Consider the following 19,519-nt stretch of genomic DNA (forward strand, 5'->3'; position numbering starts at 1 on the left):
AACCAGAGTATTTCTATATAATTACAGTTGGAAAGTGCGATAATTTGTACTAGGGTTATCGTCTTTAATCCTATAAGCTATGTGACAACGGATTTTGAATAGCAGAAGCATTTGCTAGAGGTTTGTTGATTTTATAGTCACCTAAAAAGAAGGCCCAATATAATAGAAATTCTATCAGTTGAAAGATACCAATGAAAAAGGAGTTGACCCCGTAAGGCCAACCCCTTGCAAACTGTTATTTTATTGTAAGCGTTACAGAATTATAGTTTTTCCCATTACTAAGTGGATTGTAGTTTTTCTCAATGTTTCCTGCGGCGTCCACAGTGAAATAATTGATGGTTGTAGTCTTTTCAATTTTTAATGTTTCTGCAAATTCACGGGTGCCGCTTAATTTAATTTTAGCTGATTGGAAGGTTGGGCGGCTGCCGTCAAGCGTATAATAAATCGTGGCTGGCTCACTTGTTTCAATCTTAACATCAACCGGACCTGTGTATTTACCGTTTCCAGGTGTAGCTTTTGAGGAAGGCGGCTGATGGTCTTTTGCACTGTTGTAGGCTACTTTAATTAAGCCAATCAACCCATTGGCAAATTCCATTGCTTCTTCATGACCTTCTGCAAAGGCTGGCTGGAATCCAACTGCCTGCCATCTTTTTGTATCCTTATTCCATAAATCTGCCCCTACTTCGAAGTTCCAGGCATAAATCCCCTTTTCATACCATAGGTAGTCTGCAGAGTTACCTGCAGCAGAGTATAGTACGTCAGGAATTGGACCTGTACGACTAGGTAGAATGACCGTTCCGCGGTGGTCTTGAATATCATTTAAGATGTTATCAGAAGCTGCCCAGTAAAACGCTTCTTCACCAGCTGATGGGCGTGGCAGTGTTGTACGTTTTGAATCGTAAGCACCAGGGGACCACATGAAGTAGCCGCCATAACTATGAATATTCATTGCAAACTTTATATTTGGGTTTTTGTCAGCAAGCCAGACAAGGTTTCTTCCTTCAGGCTCAGAGTTTTCAGCTGGTCCAGCGTAAGTATCTCCCGTGCAACTTGTACCTCCGCCAATATAGCCATCAAAAACGGAACCAACAGAATGGTTGCGGTTAAGGTCAACTCCCCAATTATTGCGGTACCCAGGATCAGAGGCAGTGGGACCACAGTGATTGGTCATATTCTTACGCTGCATATTGTAATCATTTAAGCTGTAATTAGCACCATCAGGGTTTACTGAAGGTACAAGGAATATATCAAGATTATCAACAAGCTTTCTTGTCTCACTATCTTGACTATAGTTTCGCAGTAGTCTTTCCGCCGTTTCGATTGTTACGAGTGGGGTCACCCATTCACGGGCATGCTCCTGAGCATATCCAAGAACACCTGGTTTAGAACCGTCACGATGCTTGCCGATTCGGATCGCTTTTACTGTGAAAGGATCACGGGAAACGTCTGCCCCAGCTTTCAAGCCGTCAGTTAATATCGCAGCATTTGTGGTTGGTGCGACAACACCAGCACCAGTATTACCGCGGTATGTAGTCGCAGTGACAAGTTGGCTAGCATTCTCATTCAGTGCTTTAACCACTTGTGCGGCAGTACTTGTTGCCTTTCCTGACGAATCAGTAGCTAAATCTACTAAAATCTTGGTACCATCCACAGTCACTTTTAGTGGTGCATTATTGGTTCCCGGATTCTTGAATTCTACCGATACATCATTCCCGCCTTCATGTCCCCATGCTTTTGAGGAAACAACAACTGCGAGATTGGTCGTGCCGCCGATAGTTGCTTGGGCAAGACGTCTGTAACCATTTGTTTTATTTGGCATATCAATGATTTCTACCAAGTTCGGGAATTCTTTTGAAAGTTTTTCGGCACGTTCATATAATTCATTTGGTGCCATATAGTGGTCAACAAAATCCGTAACATAATCTGTTTTTGGATGTTTCGGCTCTTTCCCTAACCATTCAGTAATGGTGCTCGTAGCTGTTCCTCCAAGATTACTTTCAATTTTAACAGATGAAGGAATGACGCTAACTGGTAAAAGCAAATAGTGATATAAATATTCACCGTAATCTACCAATCTAGAAAGTGTAGCAGATTTTTCCTCACCGTTCTCGGTCCAAGTTGCTTTAAGTGCTGTGCTAGCAGTCGCACCGGCGCTTGATTTTACTTCGAGATATAGGAAGGTGCCTGATTGATTGGTAAAATGGTTTGCCCTAAGGACTTTAAGTGTATCCTCGGAAGCTGCCAGACTGGCTTGCAGCTGGACAGTAGATTGCCGCTCTGCCACGCGTGTGCTCCATTGATTTTCGGTGATCAGGGTCTCTTTTACATTGATGCCAAAGGTCTTTAACATGGCAATTTCTGTTGGTGTGACAACGGCATCCACTTCATAGACTCCGTCGTGTGCTTCGATTCTGTGGGTAAGGTCAATTCCAAGCTCAAGAAGCTTGTCCTTTGCCTTATCATTTGGTACGACAAGTTGAACAATTGAGACCGATTCTTTCTTAGGAATCGGCTGGTCAGGTTGTTCGACCGCTGCAACCGGAATACTTAGGCCTGTATAAAATGTAGAGAACCCTAGTCCGGTTATGGCAGTCATCACCACTAAATTCCTTTTCCATTTCTGCTTTTTCTGTTTTGTCAAAAACTGCACCCCCAAAATGCTAAAAATTTTAATACAAGCTTATTGTAAGTTGAATGTACTTAATATCTTGTCGTAAAATCAGGGGCAGTTAAAAATCCGCTCTACAAAAATTTTATTGAGAAAATATAATACTTTATTTTAGAAGATTGAATTTTAGACTGTTTTTCCTATTTAAAAAGTACTGCGCCACTCGAAATCCAGTAATTTTAGGAGTACAAAATTACTAGATTTTATTCCATTATAATTCCTATAAACTGTATATTGGTAATCAACTGTTTTTATTGTTTAATATTGTTTAATATTGTTGCTGTTTGTTTAATTTTGTAAAAGGAAAGTTGTAATATATTTCATGTGAATTGCGGCTCTATTGTTAAAAACCATCAAATGCCTATCAACCTTTGTGCCAGACCAACATTTAATAAAGAAACAAGAATTATTATGAATAGGAATGATGGGGAATGGCAAAAAGAAACCGAGGAAAATCAATCAGCCACTTGCCTTCAAATGGCAGAGGGACATGCCCACTGTGTGAAAGAACAGGAGTAAAGCTTCTCTACCCGCACAAAACTGAAACAAACCAAACCATCAAAGTCTGCAAAAACTGCCGCCATAAATAAAAATCTCATAGTAAAAAATCACATTCAGCAATTGACCGTAAAAATTGAAACCATGGAAATGGTGGCTATTACTATGGTAAAAGTGCTACAAGCAAGTAACAACCGCACAGAAGCAGAATCTGCTATTAAAAAACCGAATATACTCTATTACATGAGAATGCATGAGAATCTATTGAACTCTAGTAGATTACCATATATTCTCTTTTTTAGTATTACCCTGCCCTACCAGGGATCATTACATTTAATGATTGGGGGTGTTATATGACGAAGAATACAACAAATCCAATTCATCACATTAAGGAGGTGAACTATGACACATAGCGAAGAATACGCTGAAATTGGAGATATTGTAATAATTGATCATGGAGTCCTTGGTAAGTATGGTTAAAAAGTAATCTACTATGAAGAGGGTTTGGAATTACCCATTGATCTATTAGAAAGTATGGCAGAGGTAGCTGAACAAGAAGGAATCAGTATGAGTAAGTGTGTCGAGCAAAAATTATCAGCCATACTTAGTCTTTAAATGAAGACCTGATTTGAATGAGTTGTTTTTACCATTCATTATATACAGAGCAACTTCAGAGGCTTCGGTAAATTTGTTATTGAATATGAACTATTTCTTTGCATATTTTCACATCGAAATATACTAAAAAAAGAGCCATTTCATAACCTGGAAAGGACATGAATTGGTCTCTTTAATTATTATTTTTTAGGCTGTTGAAGAAGAAATCTAATTTTCTAAGTACCAATAACTATAAATTATCAAAATTTAGGGTTTTGTAATAAAATTAAAGTGCGAGATGCATTAATAGATATACAATAGGATGTCTATTAAAATAGTGTGTTTCTAAAAGCTCCTTAGTAAATGGTTCATTACCCATAAAGATAATCTTTACACGATCTTAGAAAAATGAGACTAATAAAAATACGGTAATATTCCCATTAAACTACTTTTGGTTTTGCCAAAGGTATTCCTCCCGTTCATTGATGTCACCCTTATGAACAGGAATTATCATTTTTATTCTTTCTTTTATCGAAATCAGAAGCTACTTCCTTTAAAAAATCAAACTGCAGTTGTATCTCAACGTTCAGAACAGGTGTAGAAAAGGACTTGGACCTGCGCATGATCACAGCGGGTCGTATAGTAACTCCAGGAAGATTAGTTCTTGGATTATCTTATTAATTCCATATTCCCCTTTCAAAAAGTATGAACAATGATATTACTTCTTTAGAAATTCCGTATTTTTCGCAATTATCATAAATTATCTTGAGATTAAGTTTTGTGTTCTTAGATTTACTTGGGATCGCGTTTTTGGAGTGCATGTATGTTGCACTTTCGTTCCCCTCGATATGGTGTTTTTTTAATTTGTAGACTAAAAACCGCAGAACGTGGTCATTCAATGAAATGACATCATGTAACCAGCGGTTTTCGCTTTTTTTTTGGTGATTTATAAAGTTGAATAAGCCGGTCATTCGGAAAATCATTAAATCCTGGAATTTTCATCTGTTTTAATAGTAAATTACTAAGTAGAGGAATAAATAACCAAAGCTTTCAAGCGATGGTGATCCAGAGAAAGATTGAAAGTTCAATGGAAGAGGAGGCGAACCAGGCATGGTCCAACTTGCCTGAGGATCAACGCCTTAAGCGGGTGTTTTTTTTAGAGGCTCTTTTCGTAAAGATTGTTGTTTTTAAAACGAAACTATTTAAGGTTGATTGGAACGGAAGTGCGAGACTCCTGCGGGAGCAACGGGACAGGTGAGACCCCACAGGCGTTTACGCCGAGGAGGCTCACCGCCCGCCCCGCGGAAAGCGAGCATCTGGAGGGGAAATCAACCACAACTCACTACCTGGTAAATAGCAACAAAGTATGTGAAAACAGCCTTTTTAGAAAAGACATTGATTTGGAAAAAGGACCAGTTTGTCCGTACTTATATCAATGAGCGTTTTGTGGAACGGTTGAAAAAGAAATGGAACTTGGTAAGTAAGTCAAGGAAGGACATGCTTTACATTAACATAATGAATGATAAAAATATTTACATTCTTTAATCCAATAGATCCACATAATATCAGTAATTACTTCAGTTTTTCAATCTTATTTCATGGTTTCAATCATAGAACTTTACCTAACAACAAAGTTGTATCAAAAAACCATCTAGCTGAAAAATGCCACAAAAGTCCTTGCAAACAAGTGTACAAGGACTTTTATAAATTACATAAAAGAAATAGCACCACTAATAATAGCTAATACTGTTAAGATTAACGTTGTCAAGATGGCCCATTTGTATGCGAATTTCTGATATTCTCCAAGGTCTTTATCAACCATGCCAACTAATAGAATGGTTGATGCAACAAGTGGACTCATTAAATGAGCGGGTTGTCCCAATATAGAAGCACGAGCAATTTCTAATGGGCTAATACCATAGGCTGATGCTGCTTCTGCAAGAATAGGGAGAACTCCAAAATAATAGGCATCATTCGATAAAACAAAAGTGAATGGCATACTTGTAATGCCAACAATGACAGGAAAAAACTGTCCTAATGAAGCAGGTATTATCGCAACCAGTCCATTAGCAATAGCATCAACCATTTTTGTACCGGAAAAGATTCCTGCAAATACTCCTGCCGCAAAAACTAATAGAACAACAATTAAAGCGTTTCCAGAATGTGCTAAGATACGTCTTTTTTGCATTTCCAGATTGGGGTAGTTAACCATTAAAGCTATAGCGAAACCGACCAAAAATAAAATGGGGGAAGGAACCAATCCCATAATAAGCATGACCATAATGCCTACCACAATTAATAAGTTAACCCACAAAAAACGAGGACGTTTAATGTCAATATGAGGAAATGTTTCAGTGGCTTCATTTTCAACAGTAGCAGCTATTTCATTTTTGAACTCTTCTATGTGTATTACACCAAGTCGTTTACGTTCTCTTTTCCCTAAAATAAATGCGACGAAAATAACCCAAAGAGCACCACCGATCATGGTAGGAATAAGTGGAACAAAAAATTCGGTTGCATCAAGTCCCAATACTGCTATTGCTCGGGTAGCAGGTCCTCCCCAGGGGGTCATACCACTCATAACACTTAAAGCCAGCATGGCTACAGTGGCTAAAACCAATGGATTCATACCGATTCGTTTATAAAGTGGATACATAGCTGAAACAGTAATGATATACGTTGTTGTACCGTCTCCATCTAGGGCCACAAGTAATGCAAGAATTGTGGTACCCATCGAAATTTTGACAGGATCTCCCTTGACAACTTCTAATAACTTTTTGATAAGTGGGTCAAATAAGCCCGTATCTATCATAATGCCAAAAAACAATATGGCGAATAATAATAGAGCTGCAGAAGGAGCGACTAGCTTAATGCCTTCCATCATCATAGTGCCAATTTTACTTCCAAAACCACCAACTCCTGCAAAAACGATCGGAACTAAAGTTAAAGCAACTATGGGTGATAAACGTTTGGACATAATTAAATAGGTAAAAACGGTAACCATGGAGATGCCTAAAATTGTAAGAAACATTATTAAATCCCCTCCTAAATTTTGAATGCGCTTTCAATTGATCTCTGGATGACTAAGAATTAATTTCGTGACTCTTCATTAAAAATTAACTGGTAGATTAAGGCTTTTCTTTATTAAAGGTAATACAGGGAGAACAATAAGTTAAATACATATTTTTTTTGTGTTGGTATCAAAATAATTTATTCTTAAAAAAAGATTGGAGGGAGGAGAGCAAAGAAAGCCAAAGGATAAGTGATACAACAAAGAAATTTTTGGAAATTTAATGCTATTTTTTTTTAGTATTTAAAAAGAAGGTCATCATCTAAATATAGTGAATGATGACCTTCTTTTCTTTATAAATCAGACTTTTTCAGTGTCCTTGAGCAAAGCTCTCTCCTTTTTTAATTAACATTTAGTTTTAACGTTACTGTTCTTGTCTTTTTTTCTTAAACTTAATTTTAATACCAATCTTAGTAATGGAGGCACTGCGGCATAAATAAAAGCCATCCGAAATAGTTGATAGCTGGTAACAGTAGATACATCAGCATTTACTTCTTGTGCAATGATTCCCATTTGATCCATTCCACCAGGGGCTAAACTTAAAAAACCCGTAATAGTCGATAAATCATAATACTGGGTCAGTAGAAAACTAAAAAACATTGTTGCGCAGATCAAAATCAGTCCGTTCATCAAAGCAAATAATAAGGTTTTTCTTTTGTTGTCAAGTTGTTCCGGTTTTAATAGTAAACCGATATAACCGCCAACCATAAATTGAGATATATCAAGAAGTGAAGGAGGAAGTGATGGTCCCTGCAAACCTAAAAGACCTATTGCAGCAGTAACGATTACTGGTCCTAAAAAGTAAGGAGCTGGTAATTTGAATATTTTACCTATTCTTGCTGCCAGAAAACAAATAAGGGCGAACAGAAAGATCAGAGGAAATAAATCACTCCACTCTGGAATAACGTTATCCATTATTTTAGAGGAATCATTGGTACCATTCGCTGCAAACAGGGGACTGATAATTAAAAGGGGAACTAAGAAAACCACCATTATCACTCTTGTAACATGGAAAAAGGTTACTGTCGTAATATCAATACCTTTCATTTCTTCTGCAAACACAACAATTTGTGACAAACCTCCAGGTATACTACTCGTTAAGGAGGTAGGATAGTCAACGCCGGAATATTTTGACATAACAAAAGCTGTACATACACACACAAGGACAATTAAGGTTGTAAGGATCAACATTGAGGGAAGGTGACTAATCATGTCAGACAGTGAGCTCTTGGTAAAAGAGATGCCAATTGAATAACCTACAATAATTAATCCAGTATTTCTCATCGAAACGGGCCAAATCAATTTAACGTTTTTGAAACGTGATGCAATTAATAGGGCTGCCATTGGACCTAGAAGCCAGGGGATTGGCAACCTGATAAGAGAGAAAAGGCCGCCTCCAATAAAAGCAGTTAGAAGTGCAGCCGAAAATTGGATTGTCTTGCTTGCATCATTTAAATCCCACTTTTTCATGTTAATTCTCTTCCTTTGAATTAGTTTTACTTCGTTTCGTCTTGTTTAATTGTTTAGAATCATTAAGAAAATCAATAAATGCTTTTACTTGTGCCAAATCCATAGTCACATCTCGGTAAAAAACCCAAGTTTCTCTAAGCAAATAGCTATTATCGCTTAATACAATGGGGAAAGTATACAGTTGTTCATCATCTTTAATACAGATTTCTGGTAAAATGGCATATCCTAAACCATTAAGAACCAGTTCCTTACATGTTTCAATCCGATCTACCTCCATTGAAATCTTAGGTGGTACCGCAAATGTTTCCTGCCACCAGTTTTCAATAGTATTTCTTAACGATTGGTCTGTCTGATAATTAACTCTAGGAAGAAAAGGAAGTTCTTTTAATTCAATTTTTTTACTGGAGGCAATACAAATCTTTTCTTCTTGAAATAACACTTTATTTTCCTGCCATTTGTAAGGACCTCTAACGATTCCGAGGTGTGCTTCTTCTTTTTGAAGCATTTGATGAATTTGAGAACTCCATCCAGTTTTCAAACTAATTTCAACATCTGGATATAGGGTTAGAAATTCTTTTAATAATACTGGCAGTTTATAACGGGCAAACAAGCCAGATACACCCAATCGCAAAGTTCCTTTTACTTTTTTATCCAAATTTGAGATGTGTTCTTTTGCAGCTCCTAATTGCTTACGCATATTTTTCGAATATTGTACGAGGTATTCCCCTTCAACTGTAAACTCTACACCTCTTTTGCCTCTAGAGATTAAATTTGTTTTGAACTCTTTTTCCAGCTGTTTTATACGATAGGATAAAGCTGGCTGAGAAATAAATAGTCGTTGTGCTGCTTTTGTTATATTTCTTTCTTCGTAAAGAGTAATTAATATAAGCCAGTCTTTTTCATCCATAAAATTTTTCTCCTTTAACCATAAAAAATATTTATGGGTAATTATAAATAATGATAATTTATTTGATTTCTAAAAGTATAATACAACTATTGAAAAAAGAAATCTATCTTTTTATGTAAAGCAATAGACTCACTATAGTTTTGCGTTGCCAGCATTCTTTCATAAAATTTTTCTATGGCAATGAATAAAAAAACAATATTATTTTTATTCATTATTTTCACTTATTATTTACATGAAGCGTTATAACTACTTAACAGGAGGGGTAAGAATGTCAAATACACAAAATTATGATGTAGTTGTAGTAGGGGCAGGAAACGCAGCTTTATGTGCCGCAATCTCAGCAAAAGAGGGAGGTGCTAGAGTTCTTGTACTAGAACGGGGACCAGTGGAAAAGCGTGGAGGGAACTCTTTCTTCACGGATGGAGCCATTCGCGTTGCATACAATAATTTAGACGCAATCAGAAAAGTAATACCTGAATTAACAGATGAAGAATCCGAGTTAATTGTAATGCCTGAATACACGGAAACCGATTATTACAATGATTTAATGCGAGTAACAGGCGGACAAAGTAATCCTGAGTTAGCAAAACAGCTGGTTTCTAGATCGTATGAAACAATTGCGTGGATGCGTGATCAGGGAATAAAATTTGAATTGAATTATGAAAATCAATCATTCGTACAAGCTGGCAAGCGCAATTTCTGGGGAGGACTGCCTATCAAAACGGAAGATAAAGGCGTTGGCTTAATGAGACAGCTCTTTGCGCGGACAGAAGAAATTGGCATTGACGTTTGGTACGATTCACGTGCTGTGGAGCTCGTATCAAAGAATAACACAATATCCGGTGTCGTTGTTGAGAAGGATCAAACAATGGTAACAGTTCAGACATCCGGTGTGATTTTGGCTTGTGGCGGCTTTGAAGCCAATAAGAAAATGAGATGTGAAAATATTGGTGAAGAATGGGAAGCGGCAATTGTTCGTGGAACCGAGTTCAACACAGGAGACGGCATTTCCATGGCTATGGCAGTCGGGGCTCAAAAATTTGGGCAGTGGTCTGGATGTCATTCGATTGGGACAGATTATAACGCGCCAAAAGTAGGAGATTTCACGAAGCCGGGAGATATTTTTAAAAAGCATTCTTATCCGTACAGCATAATGCTTAATAATGAAGGAAAACGGTTTGTTGATGAAGGAGCAGATTTGCGAAATTACACTTATGCCAAATACGGCCGTGAGGTATTAAAACAGCCTGGACATGTGGCATATCAAATTTATGATGCACAGGTACGCCCGATGCTGCGTAAAGAATATGACCTTGAAGAAGCGACTATTTATAAAGCAGATACACTTGGAGAGTTGGCTAGTTTACTGCCGGTCAATCAAACACAATTCCTTAAAACGATCGAAGAATATAACAGTGCCGTACAAGATGGTGAGTATAGACCCGCAGAGAAAGATGGCAAAGGAACGAAAGGAATTATCCCTCCTAAATCCAACTGGGCACTTCGAATTGAGCAAGGGCCATTCTATGCTTTCCCTGTAACGTGCGGAATCACCTTCTCGTTCGGCGGTTTGCATGTAGATGTTACGGGACATGTGTTAAACAAAGAAGAACAACCGATTAATGGTCTCTTTGCGGCTGGTGAAATGATTGGAGGGATTTTTTATGAAAACTATCCTGGTGGATCCGGGTTAATGTCTGGAGCAGTCTTTGGAAAATTAGCTGGTTCATCCGCAGCCCACTATATTCAAGAAAAGGTTGAAGCGGTCAATAATCATTGAGTCTTTTCCTTGCATAGTTAATTAGATAAGAATTTGTCCAAAAAACTAGGGATACATTAAATAGAAGAATGAAAAACAGCCAAGGCTTAAAAAAGTTCTTGGCTGTTTGGTACTTCAAATATTAAAAGTCTTTATGCATTGACTAAAACTCATATCATATAGGGATATGAGTTTTAGAGTATAACTTTAAGCGTCCTGATGGCCATACAATATGATTTTTCTTCTATTATAGCTATTCAATTTTAGCACCAAGCTGAATGGATCAGCTGGGTTCTATCGCGCATGAAGTCAGCGCTGACTTATCAACAGTTACCAGATATCAACTATTTTGTATGATATATATTTGTATAGCTGTTCTTCCTATGCTCCGATTGATGCTAAAATTGAGCCTGTGAAAAAGGATACCATTCAATAAATAATGGGTTGGTTTGTGGGTGTTTTTCCCTATAACAAGGATGATAGATAACAATTAGTTTTCTTTTTGGTTAAATACTCCATTAACCATGAAAATCTGGATTCAGTATATCCTAACTTGAATAAAGGTGAGCGCTCCCCCCGGAAAATTTTCATCTATTCTCAATCCTATTTTACAATTGAATTTTGTAGGCATCGGTTAGTTGGAGATACATTATAGTCTGGGCTCTATTGAAAACTCACTTATACAAAACAAGGATCATTGAAGTAAACTATTTCGGAAAGAATTTTAGTGCCTTTCATATTTTTGAATAGTTCTTTCGCTTCTTTTTCTGTTTCAAATTCAAAAATTTTAATATTTCCTTTTAAAAAGACAGTGATGACCCACATTGAAAAGCCTCCAAGTGATAGATAATTTTTTTTGCTGTAATTTGCAAGTCAATTCAAATCAAGCTAATTGATAGGAAAGCTCGTAATTTTTTTTCGTGTACACGTATCCCTCTAAAATGATTCTCGCTGTGCGTACCACTTTAATAGCGCGTATGTGTCCTGCCAAAAAATCAACTTTTGTTTCCATGATCCCTGCCGGGTGGGCTAATCGAAAAATTTCCTGTTTAATGTTCACCATCTCAGATAAAATCGTTTCCTGTAAGTAAGCTCCTGCAGTTGCACAGATGGCTCCTGTAATAGCAAGCGCTTGATGGGGCTTTTGCATCGACATCATTCTGATCATCAAATCCATCTCTGACGCTTTTCTTTCCGATCCGTTTAGGTCTACGTAATCCATAGGAGGAGCAATTAGGGTCATTTTAGGAACAGCAGGAGATTTGACAGTCGCTGATTTCTTATCGGAAAATTGACACATTTCAGCTGCAATCGACCGGATTTCTTCTAGTTCATTTAATTTTTCCTGTGAATAATCAGTGGGCAATTCGCTTCCGTTTAGACCAATATCCTGTGCCCTTACAAAAACAAGTGGATTGGCAACATCAATGATTGAAACTTGAATCAGCCGATCCTTCGTTTTAATCATGTCAATTGGATTTCCTGTAGGGAAAAGTTTTCCTGTAACTGCTCCTTCAGCACGAGTAAAAGAAAGATAGATAGGTGATCCTTTACCAGGCACGCCTGGAATTGAGCAGCTGCCTTCTTTTTTCACTTGTCCATTTTCAACCTCTACTTCTGCAATTATCAATTTCTGTGTATTCGTGTTAAAAATTCTCACCGTTGTTACAGGTTCTTGTATAGGAACTAATCCGTGCTCAATTGCGTAAGGTCCTACAGCAGATGAAATATTCCCACAATTTCCTTTAAAATCAACCATTTGATTATCGATACTGATTTGCGCAAATGTATATTCCACATCGAATTCCGGTGAATCCGATTTTTTGATGATTGCTGCTTTACTTGTCAATGAATTCGCTCCTCCAAGACCATCGATCTGTCTCCGATCCGGACTGCCCATCACGTCAAGTAAGAAACCTTCCCAGTGTGAGCGATTCGAAGGCATATGTTCAAAGTTAAGGAACACACCTTTACTTGTTCCGCCGCGCATTACAACTACAGGTACTTTCATTGTATAACCACCTTTTCTCAAATCAATATTTATAGCACTACCGGTTCCTTTGAAAATATAGTATGATATGTTTACTCATAAGTAAAATACATATTTTTTTAATAAAAATGATAAAAAAACTTATAATCTAAAAAGTGGGGGATGGTTAAGTGGACGAAAAAGATTGGATTGCGATAAGGGTACTATATGAAGAAAAAAACATTAGCCGTGCCGCAGAGCGTTTATATATATCGCAGCCGGCGTTAACGTACCGGCTTAAAAATTTAGAAAAAGAATTTAGCACAAACCTATTTTTCAAAATAAAAGGAGGCATTGAGTTCACTTCAGAAGGGATACATTTAGCGGGTTATGCGGAAGAAATGGTGAAAAAGTTGCAAAAAACGAAAGATTATATGCTGAATATGAAAAATGAGGTAAGAGGAACGTTAAGGCTTGGCGTTTCCAGCAACTTTGCCCAATATAAACTACCAGAAATATTGAAAAAGTTTTCAACACAATATCCTCATGTACAATTTAATGTGAATACAGGCTGGAGTACTGAAATCATGCATCTTCTGGATTCCTCTAGTGTTCAATTAGGCATTCTGCGTGGAAATTATGAATGGTATGGAATCAAATCGTTACTGCATAAAGAAAGACTTTGTTTAATTTCTAAGAAAGAGGTAGACTTGGATAATCTGCCAGAACTTCCATTCATAAATTATAAGACCGACAGTTCTTTAAAAAACTTAATAAATGGCTGGTGGCATGATAGATTCCCAGAGCCACCATTTGTAACCATGGAAACGGATCGGCAGGAGACGTGCAAAGAGATGGTCAAAAATGATCTTGGTGTTTCCATTCTGCCGGAAATATGCCTGCAGCCTTCAGATAATTTGCATACATACGGGTTATCCTACAAAAATGGGAAGCCGGTGTTAAGAAATACTTGGTTAATGTATAATCAGGATTCATTAAAACTCTCTACTGTGAAAAACTTTATTGATTTCTTGAATAAAAATTCCAATCTTTAACGAAAAAGCACAATGAAATTATTGGAAATTTCATAGTGCTTTTTTGGATTTCTTAATTAATATAAAATGGATTATAAGTTTTTTTTTCGAAAAAGTAAAAAAAATATGTATTTCACTTATTTGATGATATGAACTATTCTAAAAATAGAAAATAAAGCAACAGGGAATCAGAATGATATGTAATATTTTTAGCATTTAAACTTCTCATCTGATTTGTAAGCGGTTTCTTTAATAGGAGGGATTCATATTCTTACGTTACTTGGAATTTCAATGGTCGTTGTCTTCACTTATTTAATCATGTCTAAACGGTTATCACCTGTTAATTCTCTAGTGGTCATTCCAATTATCTTTGCATTAATTGGCGGATTTGGTCCAGAGCTCGGAGATATGATGCTCGATGGAATAAAGGTTGTCGCACCTTCAGCCGCTTTGCTATTGTTCGCTATTTTGTTTTTCGGAGTTCTGATTGACGCTGGATTATTTGATCCACTCATTAAAACCATGTTGAAAATCGTAAAAGGGGATCCGGTAAAAATAGCGATAGGTACAGCAGTAATCGCAATGACCGTTGCCTTGGATGGTGATGGTACCACGACTCATATGATTACGATTTCCGCTATGCTGCCTCTTTACTTACGCCTTGGTATGAATCCACTTATTCTTGCCACTATTTCTATGCTGGCTGTAAGTATTATGAGTGGTATGACTCCTTGGGGAGGACCTGCAACAAGAGCAATAGCATCTTTAGGTCTCGATGCAAATGAATTCTTTGTTCCGATTATCCCAACACTATTATCAGGAATAGCAGCCATTCTTTTTACCGCTTACGTACTTGGGAAAAAAGAGCGCAAAAGGCTTGGTGTTGTTCATATCAAAGCTGCACCTGAAATGAAAGGAGCTCTAGCTGAAGCAGCGGTAGCTTCCGCCATACAAGACGATTTAAAGCGCCCTAAATTAATATGGGTCAATCTTTTGTTGACGCTCACGGTTATGGTCATTCTTGTAATGGGCTTAGTGCCGGTACCTGTGTTGTTTCTAATCGGATTTGTGCTTGCTTCAATCATTAATTACCCTAATCTAGAACAGCAAAAAGAGCGAATCGTGTCACATGCAGGAAATGCTATTACCGTCGTCACACTAGTATTTGCGGCTGGTATTTTCACAGGGATCTTTTCAGGAACGAAAATGGTAGATGCCATTGCAAATTCATTAGTGGCCATCATTCCGGATTCTTTAGGCTCTTTTTTACCGATGGTCGTTGCGTTCACCAGCATGCCATTTACGTTCGTTTTATCCAATGATGCTTACTACTTTGGTGTTTTGCCAATTCTTGCCGAAGCAGGAGAAGCTTTTGGGGTGAGTCCTTTAGAAATTGCCAGAGCTTCCGTACTGGGCCAGCCTGTACATTTCTTAAGTCCACTCGTGGCCTCGACTCTTTTACTGGTTGGGATGGTAAAGACGGATATCGGGGAACTACAGCGGTATGCATTTAAATGGGCTCTAATTTGTTCATTAGTCCTTATCATTGTCGCTATCTTGACAGGGGCTATTATTTAAGTACAATGTTATCTAATAAATTCTTCGAACTTAAACAAAGTAGGGCTGTGCCAAAACCGATTATTATTAGTGGTTTTGGCACAGCCCATTCTTTTATTTAATTCCAGAAGTCTCGCCGCTAGCTTGAGTAATTATTTTTACGATTGTTTTCGCAAGGTTCATAACCGTGTATAGACGAGTATCATTTAAAAATTGCATCGTTGGCAGCGGATCTATATAATTGACCATTCCTGTAATATGATAATCTCCAACTTCCGGCAATACTTTTTTTAAAGCTTTCCCAGGGACAAGAGGTCCATCCTTCAAAAAAACATAACCGACCTGGTTTTGATTCCCTAAACAAGCATCCACACTAAAAATAAGAGGCTTTTTGAATTGTTTTTTAATTTTTTTCAATGTGTCTTTTAAATTAAATGCATGAACGGGATTTTCCAAAGTACCGTAAACACGATAAGGCACCGTATGTTCTTTAAGCATTGTCCCGACTAAAGGGCCTAATGAATCCCCAACTGATCGGTCTGAACCAATGCAAAGAAAGATTACATCTTCATTTTGACATCCAGAAGATTGAATAATCTCTTTAACTTTTAATGCTAAGCAGTTTATTTCTTCGCCTTTTGTCTCCACAGAACAAATTGCTCCTCTTCTTGTAAATTAGACTCATCTTAATTCCCCTTTGTCCTATTATACGAACAAAAAGGACATCATGCATGTAAATATGAGCATATGCTTGAGAAAGATAGTTAACACTCTGAAAAATGGCAGTAATTCAAAACCTCCCCTTTAATTTATTTTGGCGAGGAAGTGGGAGTTGGTTTACAACTAGAAAACGTAACACTTAATTTTAAACTACAACCAAGTACACCAATATACAAAGTTAATTAACATAATCAGCGTTCTAGGAATCTATATTATTGATCTAGAGAGTAGGAGGGGAAGGCTCCTTTTTTATTATACGTTTTTTTAGATTAACTTATATTATACGCCCTTTGTAAAGACCTATATCCAGGTGAAAGGGAAATGGATGTACCAGTAACGTGCAGTATATCCCGAAGGAAGCACTGAAAACTAAGTTTTTATTAATGGATAACTTTGTTGAAATAATTTTTAAATCTAACCAATGCTCTTAGGGAGGTAAGAAATGAAGGTGAAAAAAATACATCATGTCAATAATTTGTTCCGATTATGAAAAATTAGGGTGTGATATCGTGAAGGAGACATATCGGTCAGATAGGCAGTCGTATAAATTGGATTTAATGGTCGGAGGGGAAATTTAGCTGGAATTGTTCTCATTTCCTGATAGCCCAAATCGTCCAGTTATCCTGAAGCAAGAGGGCTTAGACATCTTGCTTTTGAAGTTGAAGATATTAATCGAGCGATTGAAGATTTAGAAAAAGAAAACATTCGAACTTATCCGTGTTGATGAGTTAACAGGAAAAAGGTTTACCTTTTTATGTGATCCGGATGATTCGCCTCTTGAAATATATGGAAAGTAGTATTTGCAGTAGGGTTATGTATATTTTGATAAGAAAAGTCTTTCATGAAGGTGCCCTAAAACAAAATAGTACTCAAAACAAAAATGGAACTCATTTTGTGATTTCCATTTTTGTTTCTGTATTTTTTATGTCATAAAATTCGTATTATATATTAAGTTTTTATCAACCTAGTACATTGGAATTTTTAATAACTGGATAAATATGGGGTTTAACATCTTCTACAACAAATGCTTTCCAAATAATCAATTTTAAGAGGTCGTAATTTAATATACTCCCTTTTTCATTGAGATTAAATAAAAAAATCATTTTTTGTTATTGATAGGTTTTTGTATTACCTAATCTATGTTCGTTTATATTCTTAGGCAGCAAGGCTCATTGTCTTGTGAATTTTAAAGGAAGTCTTTTCACTCCAAAAACGAACGGACTTGGAATCGCCTCCAGCTCAGTCCCTTTTACACCTTCCAATTTTGCAAATGTACTTAATAGTGTCACGAGAGCTACTTCTGCTTCTAGACGTGCAAGCGGGGCACCTAAACAAAAATGAATACCAAACCCGAAACTCAAATGAGGATTTAATTTCCTTTCTAACGTGAACCGATTAGGCTCTGCAAACTTTTGTTCATCCCGGTTTGCCGAAGCGACCCAGCAAATTACTTGTTCCCCCTTTTGGATTGTTTTGCCCCCAACTTTGACTTGTTCCTTTGTAACACGGCCAATTGCCTGTATTGGAGGATAAAAGCGTAGTGTTTCTTCTACCAATTTTGGTATTAAAGGCAGATTTGTCCTGGCTTGTTCTTGAATGTTTTTATCTTCTGTCATATAGCGTACGGCATTTGTAATCAAATTAGTTGTTGTTTCATTTCCCGCAACTAATAATAAAACACAAAAAGATAGTACCTCTTCTTCTGTTAATTTTTCCCCATCAATTTTTGCTGCTAATAATAGCGAAATTAAATCTTCTTCAGGATTTACTTTTCTCTCTAAAATTATTTTTTTGAAATATTCTTTAAGAAACTCACTTCCTTCCTTACGTTTCTGTGCCATTCTTTGAAAGGCTTCATTTGAATTATCTTTGGCGCCTGCCACGAGAACATCAGAATAGGTTTTAAAAAGATCCCGATCCTTAGCAGGGACTCCCAATAATTCGGCAATTATTATGACAGGCAACGGACCAGCAAGGTTATGAACGAGATCCATAGTCCCCTTCTCATTAACTTGATCGAGAAGGTAAAGTGTCACCTCTTCGATTTTATTTTTTAAATCCTTCACTGCTTTAGGAGTGAATGCCTTGTTCACTAAGTTTCTCATTTTTGTGTGTCTAGGAGGGTCCATTGTCAAAATGCTTCCTTGAAGAGTTCCAGACCCTCGTTCCGAAGAAAACAGTTTTGGATTTTTTAGAATATAATGAACGTCCTCATATCGAAACACATCCCAGCAGCTTCGAGCATCGTCGTACCTTACAGGAGTTTTTTGTCGTAAACTATTAAAGATTGGAAAAGGAAATAATTGATCTGCGTTCGAAGCAATTTCGCTCATGGGGATGAGATTAGCATACTGCTCCACTGCGCTTGTTGAGTTACGTACTTGTGTCATGGTTTCATCTCTCCTTTTATTGTGACTAATATTCATACATAAACTAGTCATGAACCGGTTCATTAACTAAGATAACAAACTCATAATTTGGTTTCAATTGACATAAATTGAGATATTTTTCAATAAGAAGAAAGTAATAACTTTGAATATTTGACTCACCACCTATTGAAAAACTCTTTTGAGTTTCATAGCTTCTCGTTTAAGATCATACCGGTACCCAAAATGGTCGGAGGGGAATATCAGCCAGAATAGTTCTCATTTTCTTTACAGCCCAATTGTCCAACTTATCCTGAAGCAAGAGGGCTCAGGCATCTTGCCATTGAAGTGGGTGATAGAATCAAGCGATTGAGGAGTTAGAAAAAGATTATTGACCCTACAATAAAAAGTGGAAAGGGGACAATATTTAGATAGTCATTCACTTCTCCATAATTTTCTTTTGCATTTCCAATAATCCCGCAAGTTCCCAACAAGTCCACTTAATCAAAGTTGGGCTTTTTTTATTTTTCATGTACATAAAAAGGGCTGTTAGTAATCTATTAAGAACTATACAGATTTTCCATGAAGCTTCATAGGATATATAAAAGGAGGTACAAGCTATGAGAGAAAAAATAATTAACGCGGAAAATAACCGTTTCCGCTTAATAACAGGAACATTTCCGGATAAAGAAACTGCTGAAATAATGGTTGAAGAACTGAAAATTCGTTATGGCTGGATTGTGTATATAATTCCAGAACAAAGTGAAAAAGACTGGCAATAAAATTAGTTACCTCGTTGAAATAGGGAAATTAGTAGAGAGGATGACTGAATTGGAATTACAAGATATAAAAGGATCTTATGATGTAATCATTAGCCTTGGCAGTTGGTGTGGACCTTCCCTTAATT

At 37.0% G+C, this 19,519-nt stretch carries 12 protein-coding genes and 1 pseudogene; 5 read left to right on the plus strand and 8 right to left on the minus strand.

Annotated features, from left to right (window positions below; all coding sequences use genetic code 11):
- Window positions 1–235: 235 nt before the first annotated feature.
- The 4 genes from AC0VX1_RS09715 to AC0VX1_RS09730 all read right to left on the minus strand — a co-directional run bounded on the left by AC0VX1_RS09715 (window position 236) and on the right by AC0VX1_RS09730 (window position 9,207).
- Complete coding sequence (locus tag AC0VX1_RS09715) at window positions 236–2,641, minus strand: M14 family metallopeptidase (protein ID WP_475470957.1); 2,406 nt, start codon at window positions 2,639–2,641, stop codon at window positions 236–238.
- A gap of 2,827 nt (window positions 2,642–5,468) precedes the next feature.
- Window positions 5,469–6,791 (minus strand): CitMHS family transporter, encoded by a 1,323-nt coding sequence (locus AC0VX1_RS09720; RefSeq protein WP_413022762.1) that lies wholly within the window; start codon window positions 6,789–6,791, stop codon window positions 5,469–5,471.
- Between the two features lie 384 nt (window positions 6,792–7,175).
- Window positions 7,176–8,300 carry an AbrB family transcriptional regulator gene (locus AC0VX1_RS09725; RefSeq protein WP_475470959.1) on the minus strand — a complete coding sequence of 375 codons (1,125 nt, stop codon included), beginning with the start codon at window positions 8,298–8,300 and terminating at the stop codon, window positions 7,176–7,178.
- Window position 8,301: 1 nt separating this feature from the next.
- Window positions 8,302–9,207, minus strand: coding sequence for a LysR family transcriptional regulator (locus AC0VX1_RS09730; protein ID WP_475470961.1), 906 nt, complete (start codon window positions 9,205–9,207; stop codon window positions 8,302–8,304).
- Window positions 9,208–9,475: 268 nt separating this feature from the next.
- On the opposite strand from AC0VX1_RS09730, the gene tcuA reads away from it, so the two are divergent.
- Window positions 9,476–10,987, plus strand: a complete 1,512-nt coding sequence (gene tcuA, locus AC0VX1_RS09735) for an FAD-dependent tricarballylate dehydrogenase TcuA (protein WP_475470963.1) — start codon at window positions 9,476–9,478, stop codon at window positions 10,985–10,987.
- Window positions 10,988–11,644: 657 nt separating this feature from the next.
- Here the strand turns inward: tcuA and AC0VX1_RS09740 are convergent.
- Window positions 11,645–11,791: a hypothetical protein gene (locus AC0VX1_RS09740; protein WP_475470965.1), complete on the minus strand. Its 147-nt coding sequence runs from the start codon at window positions 11,789–11,791 to the stop codon at window positions 11,645–11,647.
- 58 nt (window positions 11,792–11,849) lie between these two features.
- Window positions 11,850–12,977, minus strand: a complete 1,128-nt coding sequence (locus tag AC0VX1_RS09745; protein ID WP_413022766.1) for a 2-methylaconitate cis-trans isomerase PrpF family protein — start codon at window positions 12,975–12,977, stop codon at window positions 11,850–11,852.
- Between the two features lie 149 nt (window positions 12,978–13,126).
- On the opposite strand from AC0VX1_RS09745, the gene AC0VX1_RS09750 reads away from it, so the two are divergent.
- Together AC0VX1_RS09750 and AC0VX1_RS09755 are read left to right on the plus strand one after the other, a co-directional pair.
- On the plus strand, window positions 13,127–13,990 hold the full coding sequence (locus AC0VX1_RS09750) for a LysR family transcriptional regulator (RefSeq protein WP_034313052.1): 864 nt from the start codon (window positions 13,127–13,129) through the stop codon (window positions 13,988–13,990).
- Window positions 13,991–14,236: 246 nt separating this feature from the next.
- Window positions 14,237–15,547 carry a CitMHS family transporter gene (locus AC0VX1_RS09755; protein WP_413022820.1) on the plus strand — a complete coding sequence of 437 codons (1,311 nt, stop codon included), beginning with the start codon at window positions 14,237–14,239 and terminating at the stop codon, window positions 15,545–15,547.
- Between the two features lie 93 nt (window positions 15,548–15,640).
- Here the strand turns inward: AC0VX1_RS09755 and yyaC are convergent, their stop codons facing one another.
- Window positions 15,641–16,174, minus strand: a complete 534-nt coding sequence (gene yyaC, locus AC0VX1_RS09760) for a spore protease YyaC (protein WP_098186968.1) — start codon at window positions 16,172–16,174, stop codon at window positions 15,641–15,643.
- A gap of 514 nt (window positions 16,175–16,688) precedes the next feature.
- On the opposite strand from yyaC, the pseudogene gloA2 reads away from it, so the two are divergent.
- Window positions 16,689–17,043: pseudogene (gene gloA2, locus AC0VX1_RS09765) on the plus strand (SMU1112c/YaeR family gloxylase I-like metalloprotein).
- Between the two features lie 372 nt (window positions 17,044–17,415).
- On the opposite strand, the gene AC0VX1_RS09770 reads toward gloA2, so the two are convergent.
- Entirely contained in the window at window positions 17,416–18,636 is a 1,221-nt protein-coding gene (locus AC0VX1_RS09770) for a cytochrome P450 (protein ID WP_475470968.1), read from the minus strand.
- A 596-nt stretch (window positions 18,637–19,232) separates the two neighbouring features.
- Between AC0VX1_RS09770 and AC0VX1_RS09775 the strand changes: the two genes are divergently transcribed.
- Entirely contained in the window at window positions 19,233–19,394 is a 162-nt protein-coding gene (locus AC0VX1_RS09775; protein ID WP_475470970.1) for a hypothetical protein, read from the plus strand.
- Window positions 19,395–19,519: the final 125 nt, after the last annotated feature.

This window comes from Peribacillus sp. QJM3NY_7 (assembly GCF_056173225.1).

Excerpts from the sequence above, each read along its gene's own strand:
- AC0VX1_RS09720 (WP_413022762.1), bottom strand. The coding sequence starts at position 6,791 with ATGTTTCTTACAATTTTAGGCATCTCCATGGTTACCGTTTTTACCTAT.
- AC0VX1_RS09725 (WP_475470959.1), bottom strand. The coding sequence starts at position 8,300 with ATGAAAAAGTGGGATTTAAATGATGCAAGCAAGACAATCCAATTTTCG.
- tcuA (WP_475470963.1), top strand. The coding sequence starts at position 9,476 with ATGTCAAATACACAAAATTATGATGTAGTTGTAGTAGGGGCAGGAAAC.
- AC0VX1_RS09770 (WP_475470968.1), bottom strand. The coding sequence starts at position 18,636 with ATGACACAAGTACGTAACTCAACAAGCGCAGTGGAGCAGTATGCTAAT.
- AC0VX1_RS09745 (WP_413022766.1), bottom strand. The coding sequence starts at position 12,977 with ATGAAAGTACCTGTAGTTGTAATGCGCGGCGGAACAAGTAAAGGTGTG.
- AC0VX1_RS09730 (WP_475470961.1), bottom strand. The coding sequence starts at position 9,207 with ATGGATGAAAAAGACTGGCTTATATTAATTACTCTTTACGAAGAAAGA.
- AC0VX1_RS09740 (WP_475470965.1), bottom strand. The coding sequence starts at position 11,791 with ATGTGGGTCATCACTGTCTTTTTAAAAGGAAATATTAAAATTTTTGAA.
- AC0VX1_RS09775 (WP_475470970.1), top strand. The coding sequence starts at position 19,233 with ATGAGAGAAAAAATAATTAACGCGGAAAATAACCGTTTCCGCTTAATA.